Genomic DNA, 12,278 nt, shown 5'->3' with positions numbered 1-12,278 from the left:
GACCACGCAAACTCAGGAGACAGGAAATGTCCCGTCATGCATTGTTCCCCGCCGCCCTCATGTTCAGCGTCGCTCTCGGCGCCTGTGCGATGAGCAACCAGCCCAACTCCTCCAGCGCCACCGCGCCGCCCAACGACATTCCGACCAATGGCCAGAGCGATGCGACCGCCTGCGATCCGGGCAAGGCCCAATGGACCCTCGGTCAGGCGGCGTCCGAATCCGTGCTCAACAAGGCGCGCGACGATGCCGGCGCCAAGTACGCCCGCGTGCTCAAGCCCGGCCAGATGGTCACGATGGAGTTCAACGCCACGCGCTTGAACCTGCGCGTCGACGACAAGAATCTCGTCACCAGCGCGACCTGCGGCTAGCGGGTCGGCCGACGACGGTGCCGGGGCCTAGACGGGTTCCCGGCAGACGCGGTCGCGGCCTTCGCTCTTGGCGCGATACAGCGCGCCATCGGCGGCGCGGTACAGACCGTCGCCGCCTGTTTGCCGGGCAGGATCCAGACTGGCGACGCCGATACTCACGCTCATGCGCAGGCGGCCTTCGCGCAGTGTCAGCGGATCCTCGGCCAGGCTCTTGCGGAAATCCTCGGCGGCCCGGAACGCTCGCGGGCCATCGCGGCCGGGCAACAGGACCGCGAATTCCTCGCCACCCACGCGCGCCAGATACCGGTCCGCGTCTGGAAACTGCTGGCGCATACGCTCGGCGAAACGCACCAGGCAGGCATCGCCCACGGCATGCCCGTATTCGTCGTTGATGCGCTTGAAGTGGTCGATGTCCATGAGCAGCAGCGACAGTGTTTCCTCACCCTCGCCGGGCGTGCACAGGCGGTCGAGCACATGGCTGAAGTGCCGGCGGTTGTCGAGGCCGGTCAGGCCGTCGGTGCGGCTGAGTTCTTCGTAGCGGTCGCGTTGCAGGCGCAGCTCGCTGTCGATGCCCAGGCGCCGCTGATATTCGGCATGGCTGCCGATCAGCGCGAGCACGACATAGATCAGATACACCGTCATCGCCGTCGCATTGATGCGCTGCTCGGGATCGCGCCACAGCCAGAACAGGGCGGGCAGGTAGATCAGCGCGATGCCGGCCAGTGCGCGGCCGCGGCGCATGCTGAAGGTATGCGCCATCGCGGTGGCGTAGGCGATCGTGCACAGCAGGGCGGCGGTGCGCGCCGGGGCGAAGCTCGCTTCGGCCAGGGTCCAGCCGAGCACGGCGCCCCACAGGCCGGCGGTGAGATAGACGATGAGCCAGCGCTGGTCCAACCAGCGTTGCTGTTTTTCCGGCACGGGCAGGGGCGTGGTGCGCAGGAAGCGCAGTGCGGCGAGCACCACGAACGCCGCCGCGATCAGCGCGCCGAGCAGGGGATTCCTGACGTAAACCGGGGCATTGGCCGCGATCAGCAGCCAGCCGGCGAGATAGAACAATCCGCCGAGCGCGATGCGCTCGCGCGTGTCCGCGACTTCCTGGGTCAAGCGCAGGTCCACGGTCGCGAGGACGGTCGGGACGGGCGGTGATGACGGGGACATGGAAGCGCGACTCTCCCGGAAACGCCGGTCTGCAGGCCGGTCTGCGCCGATTGTTGCATGGCTTTCGGGCCCCGGCGTGAGGGCGTCGCCGGCCGGTTCGCCGATCCGTGAGGCGCCGCACGTTCGGCAATTCCCGGTCCGCCGCGCATACTCGTGGCGACCGACCGGAGGCGATGCGCATGCTCGAACAAATCCTGCTGGTGACCGGCGCGGCGATCTTCGGCCTGCTGGGCACGCTGCATCTGCTGTACACGTTTTTCACCAACAAGTTCGACACGCGCAATCCGGCCGTCGGCGAGGCCATGAGGGCGACCTCGCCGGTGCTGACCGGGCACACGACGGTGTGGAAGGCGTGGATCGGCTTCAACGGCAGCCACAGCCTGGGCGCGATGATGTTCTCGGCCGTATACCTGCTGCTCGCGATCGGACACATGGATTGGCTGCGCGTGGCGCCGGTTTTCGTCTGGTTGGCCGTCGTGAACTGCCTGGCCTACCTGGTGCTCGCGATCAAATACTGGTTCCGCATTCCGCTGACCGGCATCGCGATCTCGACAGTCTGTTTCCTGATCGCGGCGCTTCGTCTGGGCGTCTGAGCGGGCCTACTTCTTCTGCGGCAGCGGTTCGCAGGCCGAATCCTTGCCCGGGCCGGTTTCGAACAGGGCGAGCAAGGCCGCCGGGGGCGCGAGGCTGGCGAGCGCCAGGGCACCGCCGCCGCGGAAAACCAGGGCCTTGGCATCGGGCCGGAACGAGGGATCCTTGAACGTGCCGCCGATGATCAGGGGCGAGCGCAGCGAGAACAGGCTGTGGTCCTTGGGCTTGGGCTTGAGATGCAGGTCGAGCGACTCGTCGTCGAGACTGATCGTGCCTTCGCCGAGAATCGCCGTATCGCTGGTATCGAAAACCAGGCGCTTGGACGTCATGAGCCCGTCGTCGACGTCGAAATCTGCGAACGCACAACGGATCGGGACCGTGCGGTCCTTGCCGATGAGGAATTTCAGCGACTCGTAGATATCCAGGCCCGCGAATTCCATGAGCAGGTTGCTGATCTGGCCCTTGCCCATCATCAGCCCGACCTCGCCATCGGACGACGCGAGCATGCGCGCGACCGAATTGCCGCGCGCCGTGAGCGCGATGCTGCCGCCGATGCGGCCGGTGCTCGATTCGGTGAGTTTGGCATCGGGAAAGAGCTTGGGCAGGGACAGGCCGCGCGCGGTGATCTGCGCGGAACTGCGGATGACGGGTTCGCGCGCGTCCAGACGAATGCGGCTCTCGATTTCGCCGCCGGCGGCACTGAAGTTGAGCGGGTCCAGACGCAGCACGCCGTCATCGACGAACAGATGCGCGGTCATCGCCTCCAGCGGCAGCGAGGGCGCGTGGAGATGCTCGGCCTTCAGGCTGACATCGGCGTCCATGTTGCGCAGCTTCTCGAGATGGAACTCATCATCGGGCAGGACGCGTGGACTGGCCCGCAAGGCGGCCGCCTGCTGTTTCTGTTCGGCGGATGCGGTTTCGTTGCCACCGGTCTGCGGCGGTGCGCCGACGAAGCCGCCGAGGTCGTCGAAGTCCAGGTTCTTCGATACCAGGTGTGCGCGCAGAAACGGACGGGCGCCGCCGGTTTCGACGCTGGCGTCGCCGGCCAGATCGCTGTCGCCGACGACACCCTTGAAGTTGTCGTACATCCAGGTGTGCGCCACGCGCCGCAGACGGCCGCGCAGGTGATACGGCGGCGTATTCGGAGTCGCGACGCCGATCAAGGGATACAGCAAGGCCATGTCCGGACCAGACAAGCCGAAATCGAGATCGAAGCCGGTGAGTTGCAGCGCGCCGATGAGTTCGCCGCGTGCGGTCGCGCGGGTCGCGCCGGCTTTCGCCTGCAGGTCGATGCGATACGGGCGCTCGGCATGCGCGAGCTCCAGCGGCGATTCGACCCGGCCCGTCATCGTGAACGGGTTCCCGCCGTACACCCCCTTGCCATCGATGAGCAGGGCCGCGATGCGCGAATCCGCTTCGGGCTCGCCGCTGTGCACGTCCAGCGCGACATTCGTGCGTGTCTTGGGGTTGCGATAGAAGAAGCGGCCGGCGCCCACCTGGAAATCGCGGATCAGCGGCCAGTCGAAGGGCTTCGTGTCGGCAACGTCGAAATCCCAGTTCGGATGGCCTTTTGCGTCGAGTTCGAGCAACAGCACCGGCTGGCGAAGCGTGACGCGGGGCAGCACGACATCGCCGTGCAGCAGCGCGCGCAGGTCGACGGTCATGTCCACGCGTTCGGCGCTGGCCATACGCGGTTCTTTCGCGCCGGGCGCGTTCGCGAGATAGACCCGGTCGGCCAGGATGCGCGGCTGCCAGCCGAGATCGACATCGAGATCGCCGAGAATGCGGAACTCGCGGCCGGTAGCGGCGGTGACGCGGCGCCCGATCGGGCCGCGAAGCATGTTCCAGTCGAACAGCATGACCGCGAGGATCACGAGCAGGATTGCAGCCAGCAGCAGCTCGCCGCGACGGATCCAGACATCGCGTGAGGTCGTCGGGCGGGGCGTGCCCGGTGCGGAGACGGCAACCAGAGCGGCGATCGACCGGGAAATCATGTCACGCCTCACGACTTCCGGTGCCAGCGGCCGTCGTCGCCCTTTTCATAGGTGTGCTTGACGGCGGCCCAGGCGATCTTGTGCGCGGTTTCCTCGCGACTGGCGCTGTCGCGCCGCTCTTCGGCATGCGCATGCTCGCGCCAGCCGCTGGCGAAGGCCTCCTTGTAGATTTCCTGCGCGTGGTCGGGCAGATGCTCGCGCACGCTGTCGGGCAGATCCTGGATGCTCTTGTAAGGCATGAGGGAAACTCCGTGGTCTGGAGGGCCGCCGCGGAGGCCGACGCAATGAAGGAAGGGAATCAGCGCGAGGAACGGAAGGAAGTGGGGCTCGATCGCGTCACGCTGCCGTGCAGCTGAGACGTCTTCCATTCGTTGCGCATGGGCGTGGCCGACCATGCGCTGCTCGGGAAGGTTTCGCCGAGCGTGCTGCCTGACCGCGCAAACGGGGAATGACCGAGGGCCGGCTTGCGCCCACGCAATACATGCCAGGCCGACACCAGGCGTGCCTTGAGCTTTTTCCATGTCGGGTTGGCCTTGCGCATGCTCGACTCCGGTCGTGATCCCGCAGAGAGCGTTGCAAGCATCGTGCCGGGCGGAAATCAGTCTGGAACGTGCATCAGGTCACGCGATAACGCCTTGATCCCGCGCACGGCCATGCACGATGCCCGGCGCATCGTTCGCATTGCACGACGGGTCGGTTGGATTTAGCTCGGCAGCAATTGTGTCTGCCAGGACTTCGGACCGGGCAGGCGCGTGGGAATGTCCTGCGCGCTCAGATCGCCGCGCAGGGTCTCGAACAGGTCCTTGGCGAAGCGTTGGTTGCCGAAAAACCAGGAGTGTTCGAAGGAGCCGGCTTCGGCGAGCTGTTCCTTCTTTTTCAGCACCGGATCGGTGTTCAATTTTTCGAAGTACGCGGAGCAGTCGACGTCGATCGCGCGCGGGTTCGGATCGTTCGGCAATCCGACGCGGCCGACGCGCGGTGCCACGCCCAGGCGTTTGGCATTGCTGAGCTTGAGCACGCCGTCGTTGCGGTTGTGATAGTTGGTCAGACGCACGCAGTGGCGGAACAGGGAGTCGCTGGTCGCGTTGTCGGCGGCCATCGAGCCCGAGGAAACATCGCCGGCGATGAAACACACCTGGCTGACCAGCCAGTCGTTGCGCGCGAGTTTGCTGTCATCGGCGTCGTCGAAGGCTTCGCGCACGACGAAGGCGCCCATGGAATGCGCGAGGATGTGGATGTTGATGCTGCAATCGGGCGTCTGCAGTTTCGCGAGCAGGGCGATGCCGTCGCTGACCAGACGCATGGCGGTGGATTTGGCGTCGTGGCGGTCTTCGAGGTAGTTGAAGGCGGAAGAGGCGCTGGGCCAGTCGTAGGACACGATGACGCCCTTGAAGCCGGCGGCTTTTAGGTCGGTGTCGAGGCGGCGATGGCGGTTAATGATGGTGTCGGGCGAGTTGTTGTAGCCGTGCACGAACACGAGCACATCGCCGCGCGGATGACCGGTGCGGGCATCGACGCCCCAGGTGGCGGCCTTGCGGACCTCGCGTGCCCAGGCATCGGGGCTGGGGGCTTCGTGGGCGGGTTCGGGAATCTTGCTGGGCGGGACGAAGAGGAAGCTGCTGGGACCGGGCTCGTCGCCGTATTGGCCGTTGCGCTTGCGACGGGTGGTGAGGACATAGTCGGTCATGACGATTCTCCGCTGGCTACTCTCCCTGCAACGCGATGTTGCCGTAAAACCGGCAGCCGCACATGACGCACCGCATTGTAGGAGCGGGCTTGTGGGAGCGGGCCTGACCGCGATAAGCCTCTGACCGCGCTGAACCAGAAAAAAGCATCGCGAGCAGCGACCTCACGCTCGCATTTCAAGTCGCCGCACGTTACCGGCTTGGTTGAAATGCGAGCGCGAGGTCGCTTGACTTGGTATCGCTGGTTGAATCAGACGAGCACTCGGCTCTCAGTCTTCCGCGAGGACGATGATGCGATCGCTCTGATCGAACACGATCTTCTCTGCCTTGTTTGGATTCACCTTCACGCCGAAGCCCTTGGTGGGGTCGCCGCTGAATTCGATTTGGCGGTAGCCGATCGCGGTTTCGCCGCGCTGGGCGGCGGCTTCGATGAGGGTGTAGAAGTCCACGGGTACGCCGGGTTTGACGTAGTCGGTGATGGGGCGGATGTAGACCTCGGAGCCTTCGGCGCTGAACAGTTGGCGGAAGACACGGTCGAGGTGTTTGTTCTCCGACAGCTGGGACAGCATGAGGCTGACGAGTTTGTCGCTGACGATGAAGTCGTCGGCGCGGGCGACCTGGGCGAGGGCGCGGTTGCGCAGGTCCATCATCTCGCTGACGATGCTCAGGTCCTTGTCGGCGGCTTCGGCGATGTTGCGCAGGTGCAGCAGGCAGATGAGGGTCTGCGCGTCGGCTTCCTGGATCGGCAGGTGCGTGTAGCTCATGACGATGATGTGGTCGAACTCGGTGACCTTGACCGCGTCGAGGATGCCGCGGCTGGTGATGTCGCCATCGGCCGCGCGCAGGCGCTGGCGCACGAGGCGCTTGGACAGGGTCTGCAGGGAGTCGCGCGCGCCTTCGCCGCGGCAGATCACGATGACTTCCGAGCCCGGCGCGACATAATTGTCGAGTTCGCGGATGACCGCCTCGGTCTTGCCGTTGTAGCCCAGGATCAGGGTGCGTTCGGGGCGGGCTTCGGCTTTGTCGCGGTGCGTGACCGCCGACAGGTCCGGCTCCGGTGCCGCCTTGCCCGACAGCACGAGGGTGTCGTCGTCTTCGCTGATCGCGATGAGCTGGTCGCCGCTGGCCACGCGCGTGGTCATCGGCGGGTTGATCAGCACTTCGCCGTCGGCGCGCATGAGGCCGATCAGCGCCGAATCCTCAAACGCCACCAGGGCTTGGCGGAAGGTCCGGCCGGCCAGCGGCGCGGCGTCGGTGAAATAGATTTCCGCACCGTCGAAATCCAGTAGCTCGGTGTAGACCACGCTCAGGCCCGACTGACGGCAGGTCTGCGCGGTGACGCGGGCGATGAGGTCGTCGCCCTGGATGAACACGGCCTCGTCGCCGCCGACCAGGGCCGCCGCTTCGAGATTCCGGTCTTCGCGGATCTCGGCGACGATGTGGTAGGCGCCTTCGCGGCGATCGGGATTGTTGGTCACCGCCAGCACCGACTTGATCACGTGGATGTCGGGTTTGTCGGTTTCCGGCGCGAGCACGATGATCGAGCGCGCCGCATGCGGATCGACGACGGCGAGATCGTCGAGATCGAGCGGGTCGCCGCTGCGGCAGATGACCCGCGTGTTCTTGGTGTCGGGGAATTTGGCGCGGATGTCGTCTTCCATCTCGACCTTGTCGCGGTCGGCGAGAATGACGATGCGCGGGTTCTTCTGGTTCTCGTTGGCGATGATGAGCTCGCCGATGATCGAGAAGACCTTGCTCGACCAGCCCAGGATCAGGGTGTGGTTCTTCTCGATGACGCGCGAGCGGCCCTTGCGCATTTCCTCGAGCCGCGATTCCAGGCCCGAGGTGATGGTGCCGATCAGCATGCTGACGATGAAGATGCCGCCGACGGTCACCAGCAGCATCGGGATGCGCAGCGGCCAGCCTTCGTCGCCGGCGAGGTTGCCGGCATCGAGCGTGCGCATGAGGCTTTGCCAGCCGCCCTCGATGATGTCCAGATGGCTGGCCGGGTCGCTCGGGTCGGTGCCGACGCCGAGTGCGGTCAGCGTGACTGCGGCTACGATGACGATGGCGGCGGAAATCAACGCCAGCCAGCCGATGATCGCGATGGGGCCCTTGGACAGGGTGTTTTCGAAGCGATAGCGCAGACGGTCGCGCCAGGTGACCTGCTGATGTGCGGACATGGGAAACCGATGGGCTGTGAAGGCCCGACTTTAGCGGGTCGTGCGCGACACTGGGAAGCCTGTCACAGGGCGGTCGGGCCTTCTGGCCCCTTTGGCCTATCGCCGCCGCCGGGGCACGGGGGTAGCATCGGGCCTTCGCCTCGGGGATCGAACAAGGGAAAGACCACCGCATGAACAAGACGCTTCCGCTGATGGCCGGCCTGCTGCTGGTCGGTTCCGCCTCCGACGTGCACGCGCAAGCGGCCGCCGCCACGTCGCCAGTCAAACCCGAGCAACCGGTCCTGACCGAACGCACGGTGTATTCCGGCGCACCGATGACGCCCGAGCAGAAGGCTGTCGTCTTCGAGAAGGCCGACCTGCAGTTCACCGTCGATCCGGCGAAGAAACATCTCGACGGCAACGCCGCGCTGACCTTTCGCGCGACTGCGCCGGTCGCGCGCATCGTCGTGGACCTGGACCAGAACCTGCCGATCTCGCGCGTCGAGGTCGATGGCCAGGTGCTCGCTGCGACGGCCTACAGCAATCCCGATGGCCAGGTCACGGTGACCTTGCCCAAACCGCTCGCCGTCGGCGAACGCACGACCGTGCGCCTCGTCTATGCCGGCAAGCCGCATGTCGCCGCGCGTGCGCCCTGGGACGGTGGTTTTGTCTGGGCAACGGCGCCGACCGGCGAACCCTGGATCGCCACGGCGGTGCAGGGCGAGGGCTGCGACCTGTTCTGGCCCTGCATCGATCATCCAATGGGCGAGCCGGAAATCGTCGACCAGCACATCACCGTGCCCGCGCCCCTGGTCGCGGCCGGCAATGGCGTGGCGATGGGCATGGAAGAGAAGAACGGCTGGCGCACGTATCACTGGCGCATCAAGAATCCGGACACGTATTCCATCGCGCTGAACATCGGGCCGTACGAATTGCTCTCGGCCGACTATCAAAGCCGTTTCGGCAATACGATTCCCCTGCGCTTCTGGTATCTGCGCGGTAACGAAGCCAAGGCCAAGGTGCTGTTCACGGAATTTCCGCAGCTGCTCGATTTCTTCGAGAGCACCATCGGCCCGTATCCGTTCGCCGACGAGAAGATGGGCGTGGTCGAAACCCCGCACAAAGGCATGGAACACCAGACGATCAATGCCTACGGCAACGAATACGTGAAAACCTCGTACGGCTACGACGAGTTGCTGCAGCACGAGTTTTCCCACGAGTGGTTCGGCAACCAGCTCACCAACAGCGATTGGGATGACATGTGGCTGCACGAGGGTTTCGGCAGCTACATGCAGCCGCTGTACATGGAGTACCTGCATGGCGACCTGCTGTACTACACGCAGCTCAACTCGCACCGCATCAAGATCCGCAACAAGTTCCCGGTCGTCTCCGGCCAGACCATGCGCGAGGAAGACGTGTACAGCGGAGAGCGCGGTCCGGGCGGCGATATCTATGCCAAGGGCTCGGTGATCCTGCATACGCTGCGCCAGTTGATCGGAGACGAGGCCTTCTTCACTTCCGTGCGCCGCCTGGTCTACGGCACGGCGACGCCGAAGCCGGGCAATTTCAAGCCGCGCTATGGCAGCACCAAGGAATTTCTGGCGATCATCAACGAGGTCACCGGCAAGGACTACACCTGGTTCTTCGACGTCTATCTGTACCAGGCGGCCTTGCCGCAGTTGCTGGTGCAGCGCGATGCGACCGGCCTGAACCTGAGCTGGAAGACGCAGGGCAACGGCCCGTTCCCGATGCCGGTGGACGTGCGTGTCGACGGTCGCGTGCAGACGCTGACGATGGCCGACGGTCGCGGTCGTGTTGCGCTGTCGGCGCATTCGGTCTATACGCTCGACCCGCATTCCAAGGTGTTGCGCCAGGAAGACTATATCGACGTCTACCAGCGTTTCGAGGCGGAGCGCATGAAGGCGATGGCGGAGCGCGCCGCCGCGGAAGCCGCGAAGAAGAAGTAGGAGGCCGCGATGGGTAGCCGGGACCCCCGCGTCGACGCGTACATCGAAAAATCGGCTGAGTTCGCCCGGCCGATCCTGCGGCATCTGCGCGAGGTCGTGCATGCGGCCTGTCCGGAGACCGAGGAGGCGATCAAGTGGGGCATGCCGCATTTTCTCTATCAGGGCGGGCTGCTGTGCGGGTTCGCGGCCTTCAAGAAACATTGCAGTTTCGGTTTCTGGAAGGGCGCGCAGGTCGTGGCGGATGCCGCCGATGAATCGGCGATGGGGCAGTTTGGCTGTCTGACGGAACTGTCCCAGCTGCCGTCGAAAAAAGTGCTGACCGCTTACATCCACAAGGCGATGAAGATCAAGCGCGACGGCGCTGCGCCGGCAGCCGCGAAAAAAGCCGCCAAGCCCAAGCCCGCGCCGCTGCCGCCGGCGGATTTCCTCGCGGCGATGGGCAAGAAGCGCAAGGCGCTCGCCTGTTTCGAGGCCTTCAGCCCAAGCCACAAGCGCGAATACATCGAGTGGATTACCGAAGCCAAGCGCGACGAGACCCGGCAGCGGCGCATCGCCCAGGCGGTCGAATGGCTGGCCGAAGGCAAGCCGCGCAACTGGAAGTACATGGATTGTTGACCGACGCGCATTGGGCTTTCCTGCGGAAGCGGTGGCCGATCGTGCTGCCGCTGCTGCTCGGGTTTGGATGGCTGCAGTGGTATGTGACCTGCGTGCATCCCGATGTCGCGTACATGGATACGCTGCGCTTGCTGCATCAGAACCAGGCCTATAGCGAAGGTCGTCTCAGCCTGTTCGACCTGTGGAATCAGGGGCAGCATCGCGGTCTGCTATTCCAGGCCTTGCTGGCCTTGAACGTGCGCTGGTTCGATCTCGATGTGCTGCTCGCCGATCGCCTCACGCCGCTGATGATCGTCTTGCAGGCAGGGCTGTTGTGTCTGGCGTTTCGTCGTGAGCTCCCGCGTCCGGGCGCCGGGGTTGCGTGGGCCGGGCCGGGGTTCTACCTCGTTTGCGCGGCGCTGTTGTGCAGTCTGGTCGGCTGGGAGCTCTACATCCTGGATCTGGGGCTCGCGCAGCATCTGAAGAATTTGCTGTTCGTCGGCTATTTCATCGGCTTCGATGCGTATTTGCGGCAGGCGCGTCCCGCGTTCGTCGCGGGTCTCGGATTGGCGATCGCGGGCATTGTCCTGGTGGGTTTCATCGGCATGGGCTGGTCGTATTCCTTCTTGCTGGCGACCACGGCGATGCTGGTGAGGCAGGCCCTGCACCGGCGTGCGCAGGGCTGGCGCTGGATTCTGCCGGCGATGTTGCCGTGGGTCGTCATGGCGACGGCGCTGGTCGTGTCCGTGCTCATCGCTGGTGGCATCGGCAACTCGGGAGAGTCGGGTCCGTCCTGGTTCGCTGAGCGCTTGCACGATGCCGGCATCGTCAAGGGACTGCTGCTGTCCCTGGGTACGTCGGTGCTTGGCGTCGAGACGGTCAGTGCCCGACCGACGTTGCTGCCGGTGGCGTTGACGATTGGTGCGGGCGTGCTCGTGGCGGCGCTGGTCGCGCTGCTGGCGCGTTGGCGGGATCGGCGCGATGACGTGTCTGCGGTGCCGGTGGCGCTCATCGTCTACGGGCTTTCGTTCGCGGTGTCGATTGCCTTGGCGCGTGGATTCGGCGATCCGTTCATGGCGGCGGCCTCGCGCTACTACATGGACAACGTGCTGACGCTGGTCGGGATCGCCTGGTGCGCTTTCGACCGGCTCGCGGTGTCGTCGCTGAATCTGCGTGCGCCACGGCAGGCTGCGTTGCTGATCGCGGGAGCGGTCTTGCTGCTCGGCGTGGCGGCGACCAATGCCGACGAGTGGCGCAAGGCGAAATGGCGCTTGGAAGCGTTTCAGCACATGCACGCTGTCGCACTGGCGGGCATCGAGACCCCCGAGCAGGCACAGACCTTGCAGGCCCCGTTTCCCGATGCCCAGGCCGGCGTGGCCTTGCAGCAGGCGCGCTTGTTGGGCGTGTATGCGCCGTTCGCGCGCGGCTGCGATGCGCCGAAGATCGAAAAACTTTCCGGCTGGTCCGGTGCCGGCGGCGATGAGATTGTCGACCGGGCGGTGTTACTGGCTTCGCCTTGCAACTGCGGTGTGCGCCTCGACGGCAACGTTTCGGCGGAGAGCCCCCCGCAGCAGGTCGTGATCGAACGGGACGGGCGGGTGTTGCAGACGCTGAGCTTGCGGCCAGGTGAGCCTTTCGCGGTGCGGGTGCCTGGCTGGGAGGCGGGCGCGGGTCGCATCGCGATCCGCCGGCTGGCGTCGACGCCGGGACGGCTGGTCGCACACATCACGGCGGGTTGCCCGTGACGCGCGCGGATGCC

At 65.4% G+C, this 12,278-nt stretch carries 11 protein-coding genes; 5 read left to right on the top strand and 6 right to left on the bottom strand.

Going from position 1 to position 12,278, the window contains the following annotated elements; translation table 11 throughout:
• The first annotated feature begins 26 nt into the window (after window positions 1-26).
• A complete protein-coding gene (locus G467_RS18425) occupies window positions 27-368 on the top strand; it encodes an I78 family peptidase inhibitor (RefSeq protein WP_051130469.1) in 342 nt (113 codons plus the stop codon).
• 27 nt (window positions 369-395) lie between these two features.
• Here G467_RS18425 and G467_RS0111840 read toward each other — a convergent pair whose 3' ends face one another.
• Window positions 396-1,526: a GGDEF domain-containing protein gene (locus tag G467_RS0111840; protein WP_026802631.1), complete on the bottom strand. Its 1,131-nt coding sequence runs from the start codon at window positions 1,524-1,526 to the stop codon at window positions 396-398.
• A 179-nt stretch (window positions 1,527-1,705) separates the two neighbouring features.
• Here G467_RS0111840 and G467_RS0111835 point away from each other — a divergent pair, with 179 nt between their 5' ends.
• A complete protein-coding gene (locus G467_RS0111835) occupies window positions 1,706-2,119 on the top strand; it encodes an LIC_13387 family protein (protein ID WP_026802630.1) in 414 nt (137 codons plus the stop codon).
• A gap of 6 nt (window positions 2,120-2,125) precedes the next feature.
• Here the strand turns inward: G467_RS0111835 and G467_RS0111830 are convergent, their stop codons facing one another.
• The 5 genes from G467_RS0111830 to G467_RS0111810 all read right to left on the bottom strand — a co-directional run bounded on the left by G467_RS0111830 (window position 2,126) and on the right by G467_RS0111810 (window position 7,979).
• Window positions 2,126-4,111 (bottom strand): AsmA family protein, encoded by a 1,986-nt coding sequence (locus G467_RS0111830; RefSeq protein ID WP_022969951.1) that lies wholly within the window; start codon window positions 4,109-4,111, stop codon window positions 2,126-2,128.
• Between the two features lie 8 nt (window positions 4,112-4,119).
• Window positions 4,120-4,350 (bottom strand): putative cation transport regulator ChaB, encoded by a 231-nt coding sequence (gene chaB / locus G467_RS0111825; protein WP_022969950.1) that lies wholly within the window; start codon window positions 4,348-4,350, stop codon window positions 4,120-4,122.
• Between the two features lie 59 nt (window positions 4,351-4,409).
• Complete coding sequence (locus G467_RS0111820; protein WP_026802628.1) at window positions 4,410-4,652, bottom strand: hypothetical protein; 243 nt, start codon at window positions 4,650-4,652, stop codon at window positions 4,410-4,412.
• A 162-nt stretch (window positions 4,653-4,814) separates the two neighbouring features.
• Window positions 4,815-5,798 carry an alpha/beta fold hydrolase gene (locus G467_RS16605; RefSeq protein WP_022969948.1) on the bottom strand — a complete coding sequence of 328 codons (984 nt, stop codon included), beginning with the start codon at window positions 5,796-5,798 and terminating at the stop codon, window positions 4,815-4,817.
• Between the two features lie 267 nt (window positions 5,799-6,065).
• Window positions 6,066-7,979: a CASTOR/POLLUX-related putative ion channel gene (locus G467_RS0111810; RefSeq protein ID WP_022969947.1), complete on the bottom strand. Its 1,914-nt coding sequence runs from the start codon at window positions 7,977-7,979 to the stop codon at window positions 6,066-6,068.
• A gap of 170 nt (window positions 7,980-8,149) precedes the next feature.
• Between G467_RS0111810 and G467_RS0111805 the strand changes: the two genes are divergently transcribed.
• The 3 genes from G467_RS0111805 to G467_RS0111795 are packed head-to-tail and all read left to right on the top strand — an operon-like array spanning window position 8,150 to window position 12,264.
• Entirely contained in the window at window positions 8,150-9,925 is a 1,776-nt protein-coding gene (locus G467_RS0111805) for a M1 family metallopeptidase (RefSeq protein WP_022969946.1), read from the top strand.
• 9 nt (window positions 9,926-9,934) lie between these two features.
• Window positions 9,935-10,540, top strand: coding sequence for a YdeI/OmpD-associated family protein (locus G467_RS0111800; RefSeq protein WP_022969945.1), 606 nt, complete (start codon window positions 9,935-9,937; stop codon window positions 10,538-10,540).
• 41 nt (window positions 10,541-10,581) lie between these two features.
• The gene (locus G467_RS0111795; RefSeq protein WP_155844885.1) at window positions 10,582-12,264 is read left to right on the top strand and encodes a hypothetical protein; all 1,683 of its coding nucleotides are present in this window, start codon (window positions 10,582-10,584) and stop codon (window positions 12,262-12,264) included.
• The last annotated feature ends 14 nt before the right edge of the window (window positions 12,265-12,278 follow it).

This window comes from Arenimonas oryziterrae DSM 21050 = YC6267, assembly GCF_000420545.1.
Classification (GTDB): Bacteria; Pseudomonadota; Gammaproteobacteria; order Xanthomonadales; family Xanthomonadaceae; genus Arenimonas; species Arenimonas oryziterrae.
This window is presented reverse-complemented; position numbering and strand designations above follow the sequence as displayed.